This is a genomic window from Pseudonocardia cypriaca, from assembly GCF_006717045.1.
Lineage (GTDB): Bacteria > Actinomycetota > Actinomycetes > Mycobacteriales > Pseudonocardiaceae > Pseudonocardia > Pseudonocardia cypriaca.
On sequence record NZ_VFPH01000001.1, the window covers coordinates 2,564,334 to 2,584,712 of the forward strand.

17 protein-coding genes are annotated in these 20,379 nt (G+C 73.2%); 13 read left to right on the forward strand and 4 right to left on the reverse strand.

Going from position 1 to position 20,379, the window contains the following annotated elements; translation table 11 throughout:
• From FB388_RS12275 to FB388_RS12305, 7 genes are all read left to right on the forward strand, one after another.
• The gene (locus FB388_RS12275; protein WP_170225585.1) at positions 1-993 is read left to right on the forward strand and encodes an ABC transporter ATP-binding protein; all 993 of its coding nucleotides are present in this window, start codon (positions 1-3) and stop codon (positions 991-993) included.
• A complete protein-coding gene (locus tag FB388_RS12280) occupies positions 983-1,771 on the forward strand; it encodes an ABC transporter ATP-binding protein (protein ID WP_246121858.1) in 789 nt (262 codons plus the stop codon). The genes FB388_RS12275 and FB388_RS12280 overlap by 11 nt, the downstream gene beginning before the upstream one ends.
• Entirely contained in the window at positions 1,768-2,727 is a 960-nt protein-coding gene (locus tag FB388_RS12285; RefSeq protein ID WP_142100462.1) for an ABC transporter permease, read from the forward strand. The genes FB388_RS12280 and FB388_RS12285 overlap by 4 nt, the downstream gene beginning before the upstream one ends.
• Entirely contained in the window at positions 2,724-3,653 is a 930-nt protein-coding gene (locus FB388_RS12290) for an ABC transporter permease (protein ID WP_142100465.1), read from the forward strand. The genes FB388_RS12285 and FB388_RS12290 overlap by 4 nt, the downstream gene beginning before the upstream one ends.
• A gap of 13 nt (positions 3,654-3,666) precedes the next feature.
• Positions 3,667-4,599: an SDR family NAD(P)-dependent oxidoreductase gene (locus FB388_RS12295; protein WP_142100467.1), complete on the forward strand. Its 933-nt coding sequence runs from the start codon at positions 3,667-3,669 to the stop codon at positions 4,597-4,599.
• The gene (locus FB388_RS12300; protein WP_142100470.1) at positions 4,596-6,194 is read left to right on the forward strand and encodes an ABC transporter substrate-binding protein; all 1,599 of its coding nucleotides are present in this window, start codon (positions 4,596-4,598) and stop codon (positions 6,192-6,194) included. Before FB388_RS12295 ends, FB388_RS12300 begins: the two co-directional genes overlap by 4 nt.
• A gap of 101 nt (positions 6,195-6,295) precedes the next feature.
• Positions 6,296-7,606 (forward strand): MFS transporter, encoded by a 1,311-nt coding sequence (locus FB388_RS12305; protein ID WP_246121859.1) that lies wholly within the window; start codon positions 6,296-6,298, stop codon positions 7,604-7,606.
• A gap of 112 nt (positions 7,607-7,718) precedes the next feature.
• Here the strand turns inward: FB388_RS12305 and FB388_RS12310 are convergent, their stop codons facing one another.
• The gene (locus tag FB388_RS12310) at positions 7,719-8,597 is read right to left on the reverse strand and encodes an AraC family transcriptional regulator (RefSeq protein WP_142100474.1); all 879 of its coding nucleotides are present in this window, start codon (positions 8,595-8,597) and stop codon (positions 7,719-7,721) included.
• A gap of 91 nt (positions 8,598-8,688) precedes the next feature.
• Between FB388_RS12310 and FB388_RS12315 the strand changes: the two genes are divergently transcribed.
• The gene (locus tag FB388_RS12315; protein ID WP_142100476.1) at positions 8,689-9,768 is read left to right on the forward strand and encodes an aldo/keto reductase; all 1,080 of its coding nucleotides are present in this window, start codon (positions 8,689-8,691) and stop codon (positions 9,766-9,768) included.
• 105 nt (positions 9,769-9,873) lie between these two features.
• Here FB388_RS12315 and mdlC read toward each other — a convergent pair whose 3' ends face one another.
• Positions 9,874-11,475: a benzoylformate decarboxylase gene (gene mdlC / locus FB388_RS12320; RefSeq protein ID WP_142100479.1), complete on the reverse strand. Its 1,602-nt coding sequence runs from the start codon at positions 11,473-11,475 to the stop codon at positions 9,874-9,876.
• 19 nt (positions 11,476-11,494) lie between these two features.
• Positions 11,495-12,895: a vanillate/3-O-methylgallate O-demethylase gene (gene ligM / locus FB388_RS12325; protein WP_142100481.1), complete on the reverse strand. Its 1,401-nt coding sequence runs from the start codon at positions 12,893-12,895 to the stop codon at positions 11,495-11,497.
• Positions 12,896-13,054: 159 nt separating this feature from the next.
• On the opposite strand from ligM, the gene FB388_RS12330 reads away from it, so the two are divergent.
• From FB388_RS12330 to FB388_RS12350, 5 genes are all read left to right on the forward strand, one after another.
• On the forward strand, positions 13,055-13,714 hold the full coding sequence (locus FB388_RS12330; protein ID WP_211361874.1) for a response regulator: 660 nt from the start codon (positions 13,055-13,057) through the stop codon (positions 13,712-13,714).
• Between the two features lie 43 nt (positions 13,715-13,757).
• A complete protein-coding gene (locus FB388_RS12335; RefSeq protein ID WP_142100483.1) occupies positions 13,758-15,329 on the forward strand; it encodes an outer membrane protein assembly factor BamB family protein in 1,572 nt (523 codons plus the stop codon).
• A 42-nt stretch (positions 15,330-15,371) separates the two neighbouring features.
• On the forward strand, positions 15,372-16,349 hold the full coding sequence (locus tag FB388_RS12340) for a PaaX family transcriptional regulator (protein ID WP_142100485.1): 978 nt from the start codon (positions 15,372-15,374) through the stop codon (positions 16,347-16,349).
• Between the two features lie 76 nt (positions 16,350-16,425).
• On the forward strand, positions 16,426-17,733 hold the full coding sequence (locus FB388_RS12345; protein WP_142100487.1) for an MFS transporter: 1,308 nt from the start codon (positions 16,426-16,428) through the stop codon (positions 17,731-17,733).
• The gene (locus FB388_RS12350; RefSeq protein ID WP_142100489.1) at positions 17,730-18,947 is read left to right on the forward strand and encodes a cytochrome P450; all 1,218 of its coding nucleotides are present in this window, start codon (positions 17,730-17,732) and stop codon (positions 18,945-18,947) included. Before FB388_RS12345 ends, FB388_RS12350 begins: the two co-directional genes overlap by 4 nt.
• A gap of 9 nt (positions 18,948-18,956) precedes the next feature.
• Here the strand turns inward: FB388_RS12350 and FB388_RS12355 are convergent, their stop codons facing one another.
• Positions 18,957-20,378, reverse strand: coding sequence for a DUF6351 family protein (locus tag FB388_RS12355; RefSeq protein WP_246121861.1), 1,422 nt, complete (start codon positions 20,376-20,378; stop codon positions 18,957-18,959).
• Position 20,379: the final 1 nt, after the last annotated feature.

Here is a 20,379-nt window from a genome sequence, read left to right on the forward strand (position 1 = left end):
ATGTCGCCTCCGCTGCTCGACGTGCGCGACCTCGCCGTGCGGTTCCCGACGCCGTCCGGGCCGGTCGAGGCCGTGTCCGGGGTGTCGTTCACGGTGTCCGCGGGCGAGACCCTCGCCGTGGTCGGCGAGTCCGGTTCGGGCAAGAGCGTGTCGTCGCTCGCCGTGCTCGGGCTGCTGGGCGGCGGCCGGGTGACCGGCGGCTCGATCCGGTTCCGGGGCGAGGAACTCGTCGGCGCCGACCCGGAGCGGCTGCGCCGCCTGCGCGGCGCCGACATCGCCATGATCTTCCAGAACCCGATGAGCTCCCTCGACCCCCTCTTCACCGCAGGGGACCAGGTGGCCGAGGCGCTGCGGGTCCACCGCGCGATCTCGCGCCGCGACGCCCGCAGGCGCGCGGTCGAGCTGCTCGCCGAGGTCGGCCTCCCGGACCCGCAGCGCCGCGTCCGGTCCTACCCGCACGAGCTGTCCGGGGGGCAGCAGCAGCGCGTGATGATCGCGATGGCCCTGGCCTGCGAGCCGGCGCTGCTCATCGCCGACGAGCCCACCACGGCCCTCGACGTCACCGTGGAGGCGCAGATCCTCGAGCTGCTGCGCCGGATGCAGCGCGACCACGGCACGGCGCTGCTCTTCGTCACCCACGACATGGGCGTCGTCGCCGAGATGGCCGACCGCGTGCTCGTGATGTACGCGGGCCAGGTCGTCGAGCAGGGTGCGGTGGACGACGTGCTCCGCAGGCCCCGCAACCCCTACACCCGCGCCCTGATCGAGTCGATCCCGACGCCGGCCACACCGCGGGACCTGCCGATGCCGGCGATCGGGGGGAACGTGCCGCACCCCTCCGATCTCCCCGGCGGGTGCCGCTTCCACCCGCGTTGCCCGTCGGTGCTGGACCGGTGCGCGACCGACGACCCGCCGCTGCTCGACCTCGGTCCGGGCCGGACGAGCAGGTGCTTGCGGCACGAGCGGGCCACGGAGGTCGCCGGTGTCGGCTGATGCGCTGTTCGAGGCGCACGACCTCGTCAAGCACTTCCGGATGCGGCGCGCCGTCGTGAAGGCCGTCGCCGGGGTCTCGTTCACGATCCCGCGCGGCCGCACGGTCGGGCTGGTCGGCGAGTCCGGCTCCGGGAAGTCGACGGTGGCGCGGCTCGCGCTGCGGCTCCTCGACCCGACGGCCGGGCGGCTCTCGTTCGACGGCGTCGACCTGCTGCGCGCCTCCCGCGGTGAGCTGCGTGCGCTGCGGCGGCGGATGCAGATCGTGTTCCAGGACCCGTTCGGTTCGCTCAACCCGCGGATGCGCGTGGTCGAGGCCGTCGGCGAGCCCTTGGCGGTGCACCGGCTGGCGCGCGGCAAGGAGCGGACCGACCGGGTGGTGGAGCTCCTCGAACGCGTCGGGCTGGGCGCCCGCGACCTGCACAAGTACGCCCACCAGTTCTCCGGCGGGCAGGCCCAGCGGATCGGGATCGCCCGCGCGCTCGCCACCGGACCGGACCTGATCGTCTGCGACGAGGCCGTGTCGGCGCTCGACGTCTCGGTGCAGGCCCAGGTGCTGAACCTGCTCAAGCGGCTGCAGGCCGAGCTGGGGCTGTCCTACCTGTTCATCGCGCACGACCTGAACGTCGTGCGGTACATGGCCGACGAGGTATGCGTGATGCACCTCGGCGAGATCGTCGAACGCGGCGACGGCGACGCCCTGTTCGCCGACCCGCAGCACGCGTACACGAAGACGCTGGTCGGCGCTGTGCGAAGTCTCCCCGCCCCGGAGGCGTCGTGATCGCCTACACGTTGCGCAGGCTGGGCTACGGCCTGGTCGTGATGGCCCTGGTGACCGTGTTCGTGTTCGTGGTCATGCGGCTGGTGCCGGGTGACGCGGTCTCGCTGCAGCTGCAGGAGACCGGCGTGAGCGCCGAGGAGGCCGACGCGCTGCGGGCGCAGTTCGGCCTCGACCAGCCGGTGTGGGTGCAGCTGGGGTCCTGGCTGGCCGGCGCCGTGCAGGGCGACCTGGGCACGTCGTTCTACGGCGGCGAGCCGGTCACCGAGCTGTTCCTCGCCCGCGTCCCGGTCACGCTGCAGCTGGGCCTGCTCGCCATCGTGATCGGCGCACTGCTCGGGATCGGGTTCGGCATCATCGCGGCCGTCACGCGCGGCACCGCGGTGGACGCCGCCGTGCGCGTGTTCGCCGTGGCGTTCCTGTCCGTGCCCAACTTCGTGGTCGCGCTGCTGCTGCTCACGTTCCTCGCGCTGTGGTTCGCCTGGTCGCCGCCGATCGTCTACGCGGGGTTCGAGGAGGACCCCTCGAGCTGGCTGCAGCAGATCGCGATCCCCGTGCTCGCACTCGGCACCGGTGGCATGGCCGCCATCGCGCGCATGACCCGCTCGTCGATGCTCGAGTCGCTCGGCTCGGACTACATCCGCACCGTGCACGCCAAGGGCGCCCGGCAGCGCACGGTGGTGTTCAAGCACGCCCTGCGCAACTCGACGATCGCGGTGCTCACGCTGCTGGGCCTCGAGCTCGCCACCGTGCTGGGCGGCACGGTGATCCTCGAGCAGATGTTCGCCATCCCGGGCACCGGCCAGCTCGTCTACCAGGCGGTCCTCGACCGCGACTACCCGGTCGTCGTGGCCTGCACGATCTTCTACGCCGGCCTGTTCGTCGCGACGATCATCGTGATCGACCTGCTGTACGCGCTCGTCGATCCGCGGATCCGGACCGGGAGAGCTCTCTCATGAGCGCCTTGCGCCAGTTCGCCCGGGCCCAACGCCTCGGTGCGATCGCCCTCGTGCTGATCACCGTGTTCGTGCTGGCCGCGCTCCTCGCGCCGTGGATCGCCCCGCACGACCCCCTGGAGCAGTTCCGGCGCGACATCCTCGCCGAGCCATCGGCGGAGTTCCCGCTCGGCACCGACGACCTGGGCCGCGACGTGCTGAGCCGCGCGATCCACGGAGCCCGCACATCGCTGCTGGTCGGCGTCGCGACAACGGCGGCGAGCCTCGTGCTCGGCACCGCGATCGGCGTGGTCTCCGGCTACTTCGGCCGCGCGGTCGACGTCGTGCTGCAGCGCGTCATGGACGCCGTGCAGGCCGTGCCGGGGATCGTGCTGCTGCTGTTCATCGCGGTGGTGCTGGGCCCGTCGGTGCGCAACACCGTGATCGCCCTGACCGTGGTGATCACGCCGTCCTTCAACCGGATCGCCCGCGGCGAGACGCTGAGAATCCGGGAGGAGCGCTACGTCGAGGCCGCCCGCGCGACCGGAGCGGGCGTGCCGCGGATCCTGGTCAGGCACGTGCTGCCCAACCTGCTGGCGTCGGTGCTGACCCTGGGCAGCCTGATCTTCGCCGGGGTGATCATCGCGGAGTCGGCCCTGTCGTTCCTCGGCATCGGCGCCCCGCCGCCCACGCCGTCGTGGGGCGCGATGCTGTCCGAGGGCGTCCGGTACGTCGAGCGCGCCCCGTGGATCATCCTCGTGCCCGCGGTGCTGCTGTCGCTCGCCGTCTTCAGCTTCAACCTGCTCGGCGACGCCCTGCGCGACCACCTCGACCCGCGCCTGCAGCGCCCTGTGGTCGACGGGGCCGCCCGGCGGTGGTGGAAGGGCCGGCCACCCGCGGCACTCGCGCCCAGTCTCGATCGTCACGGCCTGGCCCGACAGGACGACTGAAGAGGGGAGCAAGGTGGAGATCTCGCTGGAGGGCAAGGTCGCCCTGGTCACCGGAGCGGGCCCGAACATCGGCAGCGGCATCGCGCTGGCGCTCGCGCGCTACGGCGCGAAGGTCGCGTGCAACGACATCGACGCCGCGGCCGCGAAGACCGCCGTGGACCGCATCGAGCGCAACGGCGGCACGGCGATCGCGGTGCCCGGAGACGTCACCGAGGAGGAGCAGGTCACCGGGTACATCGCCCGCGTGATCGAGGAGTTCGGGCAGGTCGACATCCTCGTGAACAACGCCGCGCTGCTCGGCGGCAAGGGGGTGCTCGACGAGAGCACCGAGTTCTTCGAGCGCGCGGTGCGGGTGGCGGCGCTGGGCAACTTCCTCAACACCAAGCACGTCGGCCGGCACATGGCCGAGCGCGGCATCCGCGGCTCGATCGTGGCGATCTCCTCGTCCAACGGCTGGTCCGGCTCGGCAGGCGTGATCGCGTACGCGTTCCACAAGGGCGGCGTGAACAACTTCGTCCGCGCCGCGGCGATGGACCTCGCTCCGTACGGCATCCGCGTCAACGGCTTCACTCCCACCGCGCCCACGCCTGACAACCCCGAGCTGATCAAGGAACGCGGTCCCGGCGGCGTCCTGGAGCGGCCGCGCGCCCACGGCATCGGTGGCGAGACCGGCGACGAGGAGTGGCGCCGCCCGTCCCGCTACACCGGTCAGCGGGCGCCGCTCGTGCCGATGGGCACGACCGGCACGCCGACCGACATCGGTCACTGCGTCGCCTGGATGTGCTCGGACTACGCCCGCCTGATCACCGGCTGCGACTTCGTGGTCGACGGCGGGGCGCGCGCCAAGAACTTCGCCTACGCGCCGGCGCCCGCCGCGGATCTCGCCGGGCCGCTGCCGCTGATCCCCCTGGACGTCACCGGCGAGCTGGACCAGGAGCTGGCATGAGGCCCGTCGACCGCAGGACGTTCCTGCTGGCCACCCTCGCCGCGTCGGGCGCAGTGGGGCTGACGGCCTGCGGCGGCGGTGGGCGCAGCCGGTCGGGGCCGGTCGGGGACCCGCGCCCCGGCGGCAGTCTCGTGGTGCAGCAGACCTCCGAGGTCAGCCGCGGCGTCAACCCGCTGACGACCAGCGACCCGACCACGATGGGGATCGTCTCGGGCACCGTCTACGGCAAGCTCGCCGAGTTCCGGACCGGCCCGGACGTGAAATCGCTGGAGATCGTGCCCGACCTCGCCGAGTCGTGGGAGATCGCGCCGGACGGCCTGACCTACACCTTCCACCTCCGGCGCGACGTGCGCTGGCACAACATCGCACCCGTGAACGGGCGTCCGTTCGTCGCCGACGACGTCGTCGCGACCTTCGAGGGCCTGAAGCAGGCCACCGGCGTGCACACGTGGATGATCGAGCCGGTCACGAGCATCACCGCGGCCGACGACCACACGGTGGTCTTCAGCCTCGAACGGCCTTACGGCCCGCTGATGGAGTACTTCGCCTACCACTTCAACATGATCCTCCCGAGGGAGGGCGTCGAGGGGCAGTACGACCTGGAGACCCAGGCGATCGGCACCGGGCCGTTCATGCTCGACTCGCACACGCCCGACGTGGAATGGGTGCTCAAGCGCAACCCGGACTACTTCATCCCCGGCCGGCCCTACCTCGACGAGATCCGCCGCCCGATCCTCTCCGACACCGCGGCCATCACCGCCGCCCTGCGCAGCGGCCGCCTCGACGCCGGCATCACCAGCGACGTGAACGTGGCGGAGGAGTTCAGGTCGCGCGGCGGCTTCACGGTGACCGAGACACCGGGCGCGCCGATCAGCATCTACCTCAACCCGACCGTGGAGCCGCTCGACGACATCCGGGTGCGGCAGGCGGTGATGGAGGCGGTCGACTGGGTCGGGATGGGCGAGAACATCCGTGGCCACTTCAACCTGACCTCCCTGCTGCGGCCGGACACCAGCGCCGCCGCGCTGACCCGCGAAGAGGTTCTCCGGATACGCCCGTTCGACCCCGCGCACGCGCGGGCGCTGCTCGCCGAAGCGGGCCTGCCGAACGGGTTCACCACGTCGTTGCTCGTGCAGCGCGTCGACGACGAGGACGTGCGCGAGGCGCAGTGGATCCAGGCCGACCTCGCCGAGGTGGGCATCCGGGCCGAGATCGAGATCGTGGACCCGGCCACCGGGATCGACCGGCGCCGCAACCACGACTTCGCGATCACCAAGGCCCTGCGTGGCGTGCACCTGCCCGACCAGGTGTGGCGCGACTTCGCGCCGGACTCCATCGAGAACTACGCCCTGGTCGACGACCCGGAGCTCAACCGGTTGGTCGAGCAGTCCCGTGCGACGGTCGACGAGGCCGCGCGGGCCGACATCTACCGGCAGATGCAGGTTCGGATGGAGACCGCGATCCGGCAGGCCTTCTACCCGATCCAGAAGTTCGACTACGCGATCGCGAACGAGCGGGTGCAGGGCCTGTGGCCGAGCCCGATCTACCAGGGCCGGCGCCTCGCGGATGTATGGCTTGCCGATAGCGAGGCGTGAATGGGACAGATGACGTATTCCACTAGCGCCCCCGCGCAGGTGCGATGCGCCCGGCGCTTTGCTTGGATCACCTCAGCCGGCGTCCGAAGGAGTGCGCAGCCGTGACAGCACCCGCGACCAGCCCGTCCCGCAGAAGCATCTTCGTGGCGAGCTTCATCGGCACGTCGATCGAGTGGTACGACTACTACATCTTCGGCACGGCCGCCGCCCTGGTGTTCGGCCAGCTGTTCTACCCGTCGTTCTCGCCGGCGGCAGGCACCCTCGCCGCGTTCGCGACCTTCGCGGTCGGGTTCGTCGCGCGCCCGCTGGGCGCTGCCGTGATCGGCCACTTCGGGGACCGCCTCGGCCGCAAGTCGATGCTGGTGCTCACGCTGGTCCTGACCGGCGGCGCCACGTTCCTGATCGGCGTCCTGCCCACGTACGCGGCCATCGGCCTCGCCGCACCGATCCTGCTCGTCGTGCTGCGGCTCGCGCAGGGCTTCGGCGTGGGCGGTGAGTGGGGCGGGGCGGTGCTGATCGCCACCGAGCACGCCCCGCCGGCGAAACGGGCGATCTACGGCAGCTTCGCGCAGTTCGGGGTGCCCGTCGGGGTGCTGACGTCCAACCTCGCCTTCCTCGCCGTCGCCCCGCTGTCCAACGAGGACTTCCTGTCGTGGGGCTGGCGGCTGCCGTTCCTCGCGAGCATCGTGCTCGTCGTCGTCGGGATCCTCGTGCGCAGGCGCCTGCAGGACGCCCCCGAGTTCGAGCGGCTGAAGAAGGAACGGACCGTCAGCAAGGTCCCGGTGGCCGAGCTCTTCCGGCGGGAGCCGCTGACGCTGGCGCTCGCGAGCCTCGCCGCCATCGCGCCCCCCGCGATCGGCTACTCCGTGATCGTCTACATGCTGACCTACGGAACCCAGGTCATCGGCTACGCGCGGCCCCTGCTGCTCACGCTCATCCTGCTGTCCACCGTGGTGTGGATCGCCACGATCGTCGTGTCCGCCGTGCTCGCCGACCGGTACGGCCCCAAGCCCATCTACCTGATCGGCACGGTCACCGCCGTCGTCTGGCCGCTGCCGATGTTCGCGCTGGTGGACACCGGCAACGCCGGGCTGGCGTTCCTCGCGTTCTGCGTGGCGGCGGTCGTGCAGGGGCTCATCGTCGGCGCGCAGGGCCGCCTGTTCACCGAGATCTTCGACGTGCGCGTCCGCTACAGCGGCGCCTCGATCGCCTACCAGATCGGCGGGATGATCGGCGGCGCGATCACACCGATCGCCGCCACGGCGCTCTTCGCCACGTACCAGTCGTCGACGCCCGTTGCGATCTACCTCACCGCCATCTGCCTGCTCAGCCTCCTGGCGATCCTGGCCCTGCGCGTGCCCCGGCACGTCCGGCACACCGAGGCATCGGTGCCTGCGGCGACGGACGGGTGAGGCAGGCGCGCCGCCCGGTTGCTGGTGTCGCCGCGAGACGCGCGTGAACCGAGGTGCGGGCGGGCGGCGTCCGGCCTGACCGAATGGTGCGCGTGGGCGGTCGTCCACGGTCTCAGACGCCCAGCGGGTCCGTCAGCGGCGTCCCGTGGAGGCGGGCCGCGTCGGCGCCGGGCGGCGCGCCGAACATCCGACGGTACTCCCGGCTGAACTGCGACGGGCTCTCGTAGCCCACCGCGAATGCAACCCCGGCGACGTCGTGCGGCTCGGCGATCAGCCGGGCGCGCGCCTCCTGCAACCTGATCTGCTTCTGGTACTGGATCGGCGTCATCGTGGTGACCGCCCGGAAGTGGCGGTGGAACGAGGTGACGCTCATCCCGGCGACGCGGGCGGCGTCCTCGACCCGGAACAGGTCGGCGTAGTTCTGCCGGATCCACCGAACCGCACGGCTGATCTGCGCCAGTCGGCTGTCAGCAAGGCCGATCTGGCGGACGACGGCGCCCTGCTCGCCGGTGATCAACCGCCACACGATCTCCCGCTCGATTGCCGCAGCCAGGACCGGCACGTCGGCCGGGTGGTCCAGCAGCCGCATCAGCCGGACGACGGGATCGAGCAACTCCTCCGGCGCCGTGCTGAGCGCGATGCCCGGCGTCGTAGCGGAACGGCGCCCAGCCGTCGTGGCCGTCTCCAGCAGCAGACCGGCGATCAGAGCGGGCTTCAGCCGCAACCCGAAGACCACGTACGGTGCCTCGAGGACGTGGGCCGTCAAAGGCAGCTCCACCGACACCACGAGGTACTGGCCTGCGCCGTAGTCGTACACGGTGTCGCCGAGGATGGTGCGCTTCATCCCCTCGCCGACCAGGGCGAACACCGGATCGGACACGTCGGGCATCGGCTCGGTCACGGACTTCGCGGCCTTCACCACCACCGACGGCAGCAGCGTCTGGTCGGCGTGCCGGTGCAGCAGCCGCTGCAGCTCGGGAAGAAGGCTCATGGAGCCGATGCTGGCGAGATTGGAAGGATCAGGCAAGCGGCTGGCACCATCGATCTACCACCTCCGGCCCGTCCGGCGCTGTACTCGAGCCATGCCACTCGACTCCTACGTCTCCCTCGGCCGGTCCGGACTCCGGGTCAGCCCGTTCACGCTCGGCGCCATGACGTTCGGCGAGGACCACGGCTGGGGCTGCTCACCGGAGGAGGCCGCCTCGATGATGGCCGAGTACATCGGCCGGGGCGGCAACTCCATCGACACCGCGAACATCTACACCAACGGTCACTCCGAGGTGATCATCGGCGACTACCTCGCCGGCAGCCCGGGGCTGCGCGACCGGCTGGTGATCGGGACGAAGTTCTTCGGCAACCTCTGGCCCGGCGACCCCAACGGCGGTGGCGCCGGCCGCAAGGCGATCGTCGCCCAGGCCGAGGAGTCCCTGCGCCGGCTGCGGACCGACCACATCGACATCTACTGGCTGCACAACTGGGACCGCACCGCCCCGATCGAGGAGACCATGCGCGCCCTCGACGACCTGGTCACCGCCGGGAAGATCCGCTACGTCGGCCTTTCGGACCTGCCTGCCTGGAAGACCACCGAGGCCCAGATGATCGCCGGGTTCCGTGGCTGGACCCCGGCGATCGCCCTCCAGCTCGAGTACTCCCTCCTCGCCCGCACGATCGAGGGCGAGCACATCGCGATGGCCCAGCAGCTGGGCCTGGGCGTGATGCCGTGGAGCCCCCTGCGCCACGGCTTCCTCTCCGGGAAGTTCTCCCGCAGGCGCAGCGGCTCCGTCGACACCCGGCGTACCACGCTGGTCGGTGAGCCGACCGAAGCGGAGCACGAGGTCATCGACGTCCTGGAGGACGTCGCCGCCGAGGCAGGGGTCGCACCGGCAGCCGCAGCCCTGTCCTGGGTCCACAACCGGCCCGGCGTCTCCTCGACGCTGGTCGGCGCGCGCCGGCTCGACCAGCTGCGTGCCAATCTCGACGCCGTCGACGTGCACCTGAGCCAGGCCCAGACCGAGATCCTCGACAAGGTGTCGGCTCCGAGCCTGAACTTCCCCGCCGGGTACGTCCAGCTGTCGCTCGATCTCGGCTTCGCCGGGACCACCGTGGACGGGGTGCACTCCCAGATGACGCCCATGCTGGCGCACAGCCCGGCCCGGTACTGACCGCTCCGACCGGGCCGCGCCGTCCTCGACGGGACAAGGCCGGCGACGCCGATCCGGGTGGATTCGATGAGCGGGGGAGCGAGCAGCGCAGGGAAGTCGGTGCAGTCAGCCCAGCGGGCGCAACTCCGTCGGCACTGGTACCTCCACCAACCGTGGGCCGGCCGCCGCTGCAACGTCCGCAAGGGCCGCCTTCAGCTCGCGGGCACCCGAAATCCGGCAGGCCGGCACCCCGTAACCCTCGGCGATCCGCACGGCGTCCAGGTCGGGCAGGTCGAGGCCCGGTGCGTTCTGCACGCCCAGCTGGTCGACGAAGCCGCGCAGGGCGCCGTAGCCACCGTTGCGCAGCACGAGGAAGGTGACCGGGAGCCGGTGCTGGGCGGCCGTCCAGAGGCCGGTGATGCCGTACTGCGCGGCGCCGTCGCCGAGCACGGCCACGACCGGGCGCTCGGGGTCGGCCAGCGCCATGCCGACGGCGGCCGGCAGGCCGAAGCCGAGCCCGCCGGCCGCGGGGAAGAGCAGCGAGCGGGGCGTGCGCAGGTCCAGGTGCGTCCAGAACTGCGCGGTGTTCGCCGTGGACTCGTTCACCAGCCGCGCGTGCGTCGGCAGGGCCTCGGTGAGCGCGGCGAACAGGGCGTCGGCGGGGAACGGGGCCTCGTCGGGCAGCAGGGCGTGGGGGATCGCGCGCGGTTCCGGCGCGGCTCGTCCTGGCTCCTCGGGGAGCGCGTGCAGCAGCTGCCCGGCGATCGCGGCCACGTCCCCCACCAGCGCGTCACCGAACGGGGCTCGTGCCGCCGACCCGGGATCGGAGCCGACGGCCACCAGCTCGGTGCCGTCGGGGAGCCACGGGCCGGGCCGGTGGGCGTGGTAGCGGAACACGGGCGCGCCCAGGACGAGCACGAGGTCGTGGCCGGTGAGGTGCTCGGCCACCCCGGCGATGCTCGGCGGCAGCACGCCGCGCCATTGCGGGTGCCGCGTGGGGAACGGGCAGCGCGGCGGCGTCGGGGCGGTCCACACCGCGGCCCGCCAGCGCTCGGCGAGCGCGACCACCCGGTCGAAGGCCCGCTCGTCGTCGACCTCGGGCCCGACGACCAGCGCGGGCGTGCGCGCCGCCGCCATCCGTCGCGCCAGCCCGGCGACGACGTCCGGATCGGCCGCGCCGGCCCACCCGACCCGGCGGCCCGCCAACAGGGCGACGGCGTCCGGGTCGGCCGGCTGCGCCCAGTCGTCCATCGGCAGCGAGACGAACACCGGCCCGGCGGGCGGCAGGGTCGCCCGGTGGAACGCCTCGGACAGCGCGCGCGGCACGTCCTGCGCGGTGGCGGGCTCGCACGCCCACTTGACCTGCGGCTCGGGCACCCGCACCAGCTCCGGCTCGCCGAGCACGGCGTTCAGGCCCACCATCGAGCGGTTCTGCTGCCCGGCCGTGACCACGAGCGGGGTCTGGCTCGCCCGAGCGTTGGCGAGGTTGCCCACCGCGTGCCCGAGCCCGGCGGCCGAATGCAGGTTCACCAGGGCCGGGCGGCCGCTGGCCTGGGCGTACCCGTCGGCCATCGCGAGCACGGCGCCCTCGTGCAGGCCGAGGACGTAGCGGAAGTCGGGCGGGAAGCCGTCGAGGAACGGCAGCTCGTTCGAGCCAGGGTTGCCGAAGACCGTGGTGAGACCCCACGTCCGCAGCAGACCGTGCACCGTCTCCCGGACCGTCGACACGGCTCCCCGCCCCCGCTTCCTAGACGGTCGCCTTGGAGCGCCAGCCCGGCTTGTAGCTCTCGCGGACGATGTCCGCGTACGGCGCCGGGCTCACCACCGCGCGCACCGCGAGCTGCTCGTGCGGCTGCACCGTCGGCTTGCGGGTGCCGCCGTCGGGCTCGCCCCAGATCACCTGCACCTCGGCGCCGAGCGGCACGTCCGGGGCGACGGTCGCGAGCGACAGCACCTTCTTCTCGTTGGCGCTGAAGCCGGTGAAGAGCGAAAGCCCCACGAGGGTGCCGTCGGAGTCGACGACGGAGTCGAAGTTGGACGGCCCGTAGTTGGCGTTGGGCAGGTCGAAGAACTGGTAGTCGGGGCCGTCGCTGACCGGCGAGGCCAGCAGCTTGGCGACGTCGTCGGCGTTCCAGGCGAGGGTGACCTTGCGGCGCTGCTTCTCCGGCTCGATCGCCTCCAGCGCGGAGCGGCCGACGAAGTCGTGGTCGAACTTCACGAACGACCCGTAGCCCATCTCCCACGGGTTGAGGTAGTAGTCCTCGATCCTGTCCGCCACGTAGCTGCCGGCGATGGCGTTGGTGGCCTCGTAGCTGTCGGCGGGCAGCCACTGGCGGTAGTCCCGCAGCTCCTCGCTCGTGTAGACGGCCGGCAGCGGCGAGGGGATCCAGCCCGACTCGAGCGTGTTGCACGCGTACGCGCGCGACCCGCAGGGCTCCAGCCCGAACTCGCGGCCGGCCTCGAGGATGGTCTCCCGCACCCGGTCGTAGCTGTCGTACGGTCCCCAGATCTCCAGGCCGGGGGCGCCCGCCATGCCGTGGCGCAGGGTGCGGACGTCCTCGCCGCCGATCTTCATGTGGCCGAGGGTGAAGAACCGGGTCTGCTCGACCGGGGCGCCGTTGAGCTTCTCGATCACGTCCCAGGCGCGCGGGCCCTGGATCTGGAAGCGCCACAGGTCGCGGGTGACCGCCTTGCCGTACGGCCGCATCGGGGAGCGCTGGTCGACCTTGATGTCGACGTCGTAGCCCTGGGTGGCCCGGAACGTGAGGTAGTTGGCCACCGGGGCGCGGCCGACGTAGATGAACTGGTCCTCGGCGACCCGGAAGAGGATGCCGTCACCGATCACCCCGCCGTCGGGGGACACCGGCACGAACTGCTTGGCGGTGTCCACCGCGAACTTCGCGGTGCTGTTGATGCCGTTGTCGGTGATCAGCTTCAGCGCGTCGCGGCCGGAGATGAAGAGGTTGACCATGTGGTGGCTCTGGTCGAACAGCACGGCCGTCTCCCGCCAGGCGATGACCTCGCGGCGGAAGTTGGTGAACTCGGCCGGCACGACCGGGTAGATGTAGGCGCCCAGCTGTGAGTTGCGCAGCAGGTCGACGACGTCTCCTGCCTGGTCCAGCACTTCCTGGAGGTTCTTCGCGCTCATGCGTGCCACCCTCGTTTTGGCTCCTACGGTCTCCGGGGCCACGCTAGGAACGCGTGCACCTGCGCGGACACTGGGAAATGGCGCGAACGGGACGGCCAACGCAACGTCGCGCGACGCGTCATTTGACGTACCGCGTCGCGGGGCCGGAATGATGGGGCGGTGAACGCACCCCTGCGAGTGCTGGTCGTCGACGACCACGCGGTGGTCCGGCGCGGGGTGATCGCCTACCTGGACGTTCTCGACGACGTCGAGGTGGCTGGGGAGGCCGCCGACGGAACCGCAGCGCTGGACGTCCTCGCGCAGCTCGCGACGCTCGGCAGGCTGCCCGACGTGGCACTGATGGACCTGCAGATGCCGGGCATGGACGGGGTCGCCGCGATCGCGGAGATCCGGCGCAGGCACCCGTCCCTGCAGGTCGTGGTGCTCACCAGCTTCGGGGAGATCGAGCGGGTGCACGCCGCCCTGCACGAGGGCGCGGCGGGCTACCTGCTGAAGGACGCGGGACCGGGGGAGATCGTCGCCGCGCTGCACGCCGCCGCGCGCGGGGAGGTGTTCCTCGACCCGGCCGTGGCCAGGCGCCTCGCCCAGGAGATCCGGGCGCCGCGCAGCGGGCTGCGCGCCCTGACCGCCCGTGAGCGGGAGATCCTGCGGCTGGTGGCCGAGGGCCGGTCCAACAAGGAGATCGCCGCGAAGCTCGTGATCAGCGAGCGCACCGCCCGCACGCACGTGAGCAACCTGCTCGGCAAGCTCGGGCTCGCCTCCCGGACGCAGGCGGCGCTGCTCGCGATCCGGGAGGGGCTGGTCCCGCCCAGCGGGTGAGACCGGCCTGTCGTCACCCGGGCGGGTGATCCACACTGGCGGCATGCGCAGGGCCTCCGCGGCGATCGTGGTGCTCACCGGACTCGTCTGCATGCTGGTCGGCGCGTTCCTCGACCGCCGGGGTCTGGGTGGGTGGGACCTCGGCACCGACCTCGACCGGCTCACCGCCGGCACGTCGGCCGTCATCGCGGCCGCGGGACTGCTGTCACTCGCGGCGGCCCGCAACGCCCGCGTCCTCGCCGCGATCTGCGCGGCCGCGGTCGTCGTGCCGGGAGCCCTTGCCGTCACCGGGGCTGTGGAGTCGGGGCTTCCGGGCCCGTCGACGGGGGTGCTCGGGGTCGGTTCCGCCGTGGTCGTTCTCGGCACGGTGGCCCGGGCGTTCGAGCGGGAGGGCACGACCGGCGGCGCGCACCGGCCGCGGGCTGCGGTGGTCGCTGTGGTGGCGGTCGCGTGCACCGCGCTCGCCGCCTGGGCAGCAGCCGGCGTGGTGGTGGACGCGCCGGTCCGGTCGAGCACGGCGGTGACGGCGGACGCGCCACCCGACGCCCAGCGGGCGGACGGGGTGCGGTGGGAGTGGGATGCGGACGGACCGGTGCGCGACGTGCGCGCTGCCGGCACCGGCGTGGTCGTCGCGGGCACGGACGGCGTCACCGCGCTGGACGGGGCGTCCGGCGCGCCGCGGTGGGAGTTCGCGCGGACCGGCGCGCGCGTGGCCGACCTCGTCGTGAGTCCGGACCGCCGCTCGGTCGTGGTGGTGCACGAGGGGGCGGCGTCGCGGGTCGCGGTCGTCACCGTCCTCGACGCCCTCACCGGCGCCCGGCGCTGGGAGAGCGCGCTCGACCGGCGCCCCGACCTGCTGGTCACCGACACCGTCGTTGCGCTGGCCGGCTACGAACGCCCGGACGACGACGCGGACGACCGGCAGCCGCTGCGCGCCCGCCTCGCGGCCCGCGACCTCACCACCGGCTCCGCGGTGTGGACCTGGGAGTCGCCGCAGGGCTGCGGCACCTCGCTGGTGCGCTCGCTCGCCGCCGTCCGCGCCGTGCCGATCGAGACGGAGTGCCCGGACGGCGCGACCCTGCACGGCGTCGACGAGCGCACCGGGCAGGACGCCTGGTCCCTGGCGGTCCGTCCGTTCTCCGCCGCGGTGTCGGACTACCCGGTGCGCGCCTCCGACGGCGGGGGGCTGGTCGTCACCGCGGGCGCCGGTACGAGTCACGTCGTCGTCGAGGCGGCGACCGGCCTCGTCGTCGGCCGCCTCGACACGGAGGCCTTCCCCCTGCCGGCGCCCGACGGTCGGGTCCAGCTACTGGACGGCGATCCGGAGCGGGTGGTCGCGGCGGTCGACGGGAGCGGAGCGCTCGTCACGGTGCCGCCCGGCTGTGACCGCGAGGCCGCGGTCGCGGTGACCGGCGCCGCCGTGCTGCGCCTGTGCCGCACCGAGCGGCACCTCGAGCTGCAGGTGGACGGCGGCGCCGCGGTCCCGCTCGACCTGCTGCCCGGCGATCAGTTCGCGGGGATCGACCTGCTCCGCGACGCGTTCGTCGTGCCCGCGCCCGGCGCGGTGGTCGTCGCGGTCGCGAGCAGCCGCGGGACGGTGCTCGGGCTCGCTTGATCACCCCGCGGGGCGGACCTCCCGCAGGCCTAGACTCCCGCCGTGGTCGCTCCGGCGCCCGAGGCGCAGTCGGACCCGGGTCAGCAGCACTCCCAACGGCTGCTCGGCACGCTGCTCGGGGACTACTGGTTCTGGCGCCCCGAGCACCTGCCCTCGGCCGCGCTCGTCGAGCTGCTCGGGGAGTTCGGGCTGGCGGAGCCGGCCGCGAGGGCCGCGATCCGCCGGGCCGCCACGCGCGGGCTCGTCGTCGCATCCCGCGCCGGCCGGACCACGGCCTACGGCGTGCCGGAGCGCACCCACGAGCTGGTGATCGCGCACGTCACCCGGCTGATGCGGTTCGGCGCGGGCGACCGGACCTGGGACGGGCGCTGGACGTTCGCCCTGTTCTCGGTGCCGGAGGAGCAGCGCGAGGTGCGCCGAACCCTGCGCACGCGGCTGCGCTGGCTGGGCTGGGCCCCCGTGTACGACGGCGTGTGGGTCACGCCGTGGGACGGGGGCGACCAGGCCCTCGACGTGCTCGCCGAGCTCGGCGTCGACACCGCGACGGTCGCGCGTGCTGATCTGGCCGACCGGCTCCCGGCGCGCGGGCACCCCCTGCGGGCCTGGGACCTGGACGCACTGCGCGCCAGGTACGACGACTTCCTCGACCGCTACCGCGGGCTCGCCGAGCGGGTGCGGACAGGTGCCGTCGGGCCGGCCGAGGCGTTGACCAGCCGCACGCGGCTCATGACGCACTGGCGGGAGTTCCCGGACCTCGACCCGGAGCTGCCCGCCGAGGTGCTGCCGGCGGACTGGCCGCGGTCGGCGGCGCGGGAGTGCTTCGTCGCTATCTACGACGGCCTCGGGCCGCCGGCCGAGCGCCGGTTCGCGCAGCTCCTCGCCCGGCACGCGCCGGATCTCGCCCCGCTGGCGGCCCACCGCACGAGCGAGGACGTGCGCCGCGGCGAGCCTGCCGAGCCCGCGCCCTCGCCGGGCGCCGGCGGGCGAGCCGGCTGGGCCGGACCGCTCGGACGGCGATAGGCAACACCTGCTTGTCCGCTCGGACCAGCGGCCGTACTGTGTGAGACCTGCTCGCCGTCTCACCGTGGAGGCTGCCGTGCCCTCGTCCCCGTCCCGCTCCTCGGGCCTTCGCGCCCTGCTCGCCGGCCCGGTCGGCATCTGCCTGGCCAACTACGAGTTCGGCGTCTACGGCACGATGGCGGCGCTCGTGATCAACGACCTGTTCTTCCCGACCCTCGACCCCGCGGCCGGCACGCTCGCCGCGTTCACGACGTTCGCCGCCGGGTTCCTGGCCAAGCCGGTGGGCGGGCTGCTGTTCGGGCGGATCGGCGACCGGTTCGGCCGGCGGGTCGTGGTCGTGTCCGGCCTGCTGCTGATGGGGGTCGCGACGATCGGCATCGGCCTGCTGCCCACCTACGAGACCATCGGGGTGGCCGCGCCCGTCCTGCTCACCCTGCTGCGCCTCACGCAGGGCCTGGCCGTCGGTGGGGAGTGGGGCGGCGCGGCCACGCTCGCCGTCGAGCACGCGCCGCGCCACCGCAGGGGCCGGTGGGGTGGTGCCGTCGGCGTCGGCGGGCCGATCGGCTCGATCCTCGCCGCGCTCACCGTCCTGCCGCTCACCGCCCTGCTGTCGCGCGAGGACTTCCTCGCCTGGGGCTGGCGGTTGCCGTTCCTGTTCAGCGCCGTGCTCGTCGGCGTCGGGCTGTGGATGCGGCTCGGGGTGGCCGAGTCGCCGGTGTTCCGCGAGCGGGTGGCCGGGCGCGCCTCCGACCTGCCCCGGGTGCTGCGCACCAACGGGCGCCCGATGACGCTCGTGTTCTTCCTCGCAGGCGCCGCCGTCACCGGCATCTACCTGTTCAACACCTACGCGCTGTCCTACGCGGTGCAGCACGCGGGCCTGGAACGCACCGCGATGCTCGCCACCATGACCACCGCGCAGGTGATCGCGGTCGGCGCCGCGATCGCGCTGCTCACCCGGATCGACCGGATCGGGCTCGCCCGGCTCTACCGGGTCAGCGCCGTGGCGCTCGCGGCCACGGCCTGGCTCCTGTTCGCCGCCATCGACTCCGCCGCCATGCCGGTCGTCCTCGTGGCGCTGTGCCTCGGGCAGATCGCCGTGAACGGGATGGTCGTCTCGTCGGTGCCGATCTACGTCCTGCTCTTCCGGCCCGAGGACCGGGTCACCGGTGCCGGTGTCAGCTTCAAGACCTCGGACGCCGTCCTCGGCGGCACCACGCCGCTGATCGCGGGCCTGCTCGTGCAGGCAGCGGGCGGGGCGTCCTGGGTGGTCGCGGCCTACGTGACCCTGCTCGTAGCGGTGGCCGTCACGGCGTCGCTGCTCGGCAGGCGGCTGCTCGCCGACCGCACGGGCCCGTCCCCGGAGGAGGTGCCGGTCACCGCATGACCGAGCAGCCGAGCTCCGCCCCGCGTCCCGCCGAGCCCGGCGAACACGACTTCGACCCGCTCGCGGAGGAGACCTTCACCAGCGCCCACGCCACCTACGCCGAGCTGAGGGAGCGCTGCCCGGTGGCCCGCAGCGCCACCTACGGCGGGTTCTGGGCGCTGTTCCGGCACGCGGACGTGGTGGCGGTGCTGTCGGACCAGGACACGTTCACCACCAGCGTGCAGAACGTGGTGCCGAAGTTCGCCTTCACCGGGCGGCGCCCGCCACTGCACCTGGACCCGCCGGAGCACAGCGACTACCGCCGGGTCATCAACCGGTTCTTCACCCGCTCCCGGATGGACGCGCTGGCGCCCGCGGTGCGCGGGCACGTCGTGCGGCACCTGCAGCGGATGATCGACGCGGGGCACGCGGACGTCGGCCCGGACTACGCCCAGACGATGCCGGCGCACGTGTTCGCCGAGTTCTTCCACCTGCCGCTGGAGCTCACGAACCGGATCGAGCAGATCAGCGCCGAGTACGTGCGCGCGATCCAGGTCGTCGACGACGCGGAGGTGCGCCGCGGCAGCCGGCTGCTCTACGCGATCGCCGAGGACGTGATCGCCGCCCGGCGCGCCGAGGGCACCGACCCCGAGCACGACCTCACCGCCGCCCTGCTCGCCGCCCGTCCCGGCGGCCGGCCGCTGCCCCCGGACATGGTGCTCGGCTGCGTGCGCCAGCTGCTGGTCACCGGCATGGTCGCGCCCAGCGTCTTCATCGGGACCATGCTCGCCCACCTCGCCGAGCACGAGGCGCTGCAGGCGCTGCTGCGCGCGCAGCCCGAGCGCATCCCGGCTGCCGTCGAGGAGTACCTGCGGCTGTTCACCCCCTACCGCGGCATGTCCCGCACGCCGCGGCGCGACGTCGTGATCGGCGGGCGGCTGATCCGCGCCGACGAGCCGATCGCCCTGGTCTACACCTCCGCCAACCGCGACGAGGCCGTGTTCCCCGACGGCGAGGAGTTCGTGCTCGACCGGCCGAACCTGCGCGCCGCGATCCCGTTCGGCGCAGGCGTCCACGCCTGCCCGGGCGCCCCGCTCGCGCGGATGATGCTGGTGATGACGCTGGAGGAGCTGCTCGCCCGCACCAGCGGCTTCGCCGTGGCCGGGGAGATCACCATGGCCCGGTGGGCGGAGTGGGGCACCCGGTCGGTCCCGATGCGGTTCACCCCGGCGTGAGCGTGCCGGTCAGCCCGGGAAGGGGCGGTTGAACCGCGGCGGGTCGTAGCGGAGGTAGCGCGGGGCCTGCTCCGTACCCGCCTGTTCCGCCCGGGCGTTCATCGCGCGCGGGTCCGTGGCCGGCCACCGTCCGGTCTCGAGCCGCTCGGTCATGACGCGCAGCGCGGCCTGCTGCTCGGCGGGGGAGAAGGTGCAGTGCCCGGCCGACTCCACGTACGTCTGGCGCAGCAGCGGAGCCGCCCCGGCCCGGCGCACCTGCGCCTCGTAGGACTGCTGCTGCGCCACCGTGGAGATCTGGTCGCCGATGTTCGAGACGGTGAGCACGGGGATCCGCAGGGCGCCGTCCAGCACGATGCCGCGTGCGAAGCGCTCCACCGCGGCAGGGTCGGCGGCGATCCGGGGCGCGGCGGCGAGCGTCCGGAGATCGGCGTCCAGGTCGAGACCGGCCGTGCGGTAGAGCTCCCGCACGGCGCGGCGCAGGTCCGGCTCGGCCGCGCGCAGCTGGGCCCCGTAGTCGACGCCCACGTTGGTCGACGGGTTCCCGCCCGCGACCGCGGTGATCTGCCGCCGGCTGCTCATCGCCTGCCCGACGTAGGGGAGCGGGCCACCCGCCAGCGCCAGGAAGACGCCTTCCTGCAGGGCCGGGAGGTCGCCCTTGGCCGGCGGCGGGGGCGTGCTGCCGTCCGGGCGCACGCCCCACGCCGGCAGCTGCCCGATCGCGCCCGCGAGCGCGATGCGGGCCCGGCCCTCCGGAGTCTGCTGAGCCTTGGTCAGCGCGTCGATCCAGGCCCGCTGGGCCCCCGGCACGTCGGCGGGGATGTCGATCACCGGAAGGCCGGGTGCGACGAGCCGCTCCAGCACGAACACCGTGTCGAGCTTCTGGTTCCACTGCGCGACCGAGCCGCTCAGCCCGCCGCAGAACGGCACCGCCGCGTCGAAGACCTCCGAGTGCACCTGCGCGACCCCGGCGGAGACGAACCCGCCCATCGAGGTGCCGGACGCGATCGCGTACCGGGCCGGGCCGTAGGCCGCCTCGAACCGGGTGAGCGCCTCGGCCTGGTTGTCGATCGCGTCCCGGATGTTCCACCCCGTCACCGTGCGGGCCGTGCCGCCGCGGGCGACCCCGTCGGCCAGCAGGCGGCCGGTCAGCGGCTCGTCCGGCCCGCCTGCGGTGTAGTCGAGGGCGACCACGACGGTGCCGTTCCAGGCCGCAGGCACGGCGAACGCGTAGGGGGTGCCGTCGTCCAGGGTGCCGGAGATGCAGGTCGGCTGCGCGGGGGAGCCCGGCAGGCACGGCGCTCCGCCGGGCGGAGCGGGCGGGGCGGCGAGCCCCGTTCCGGCACCCGCGGTCATGGCCAGCGCGACGGCCGCGAGGACCGCGGCAGCGGTCGCGGCACGCCGCGGGTGGAGGGGTCGTGGTCGGGCGGGCATG

Coding starts and splice junctions, on each gene's coding strand:
- FB388_RS12275 (WP_170225585.1), top strand. CDS start 1: ATGTCGCCTCCGCTGCTCGACGTGCGCGACCTCGCCGTGCGGTTCCCG.
- FB388_RS12290 (WP_142100465.1), top strand. CDS start 2,724: ATGAGCGCCTTGCGCCAGTTCGCCCGGGCCCAACGCCTCGGTGCGATC.
- FB388_RS12300 (WP_142100470.1), top strand. CDS start 4,596: ATGAGGCCCGTCGACCGCAGGACGTTCCTGCTGGCCACCCTCGCCGCG.
- FB388_RS12310 (WP_142100474.1), bottom strand. CDS start 8,597: ATGAGCCTTCTTCCCGAGCTGCAGCGGCTGCTGCACCGGCACGCCGAC.
- FB388_RS12315 (WP_142100476.1), top strand. CDS start 8,689: ATGCCACTCGACTCCTACGTCTCCCTCGGCCGGTCCGGACTCCGGGTC.
- ligM (WP_142100481.1), bottom strand. CDS start 12,895: ATGAGCGCGAAGAACCTCCAGGAAGTGCTGGACCAGGCAGGAGACGTC.
- FB388_RS12335 (WP_142100483.1), top strand. CDS start 13,758: ATGCGCAGGGCCTCCGCGGCGATCGTGGTGCTCACCGGACTCGTCTGC.
- FB388_RS12350 (WP_142100489.1), top strand. CDS start 17,730: ATGACCGAGCAGCCGAGCTCCGCCCCGCGTCCCGCCGAGCCCGGCGAA.
- FB388_RS12355 (WP_246121861.1), bottom strand. CDS start 20,378: ATGCCCGCCCGACCACGACCCCTCCACCCGCGGCGTGCCGCGACCGCT.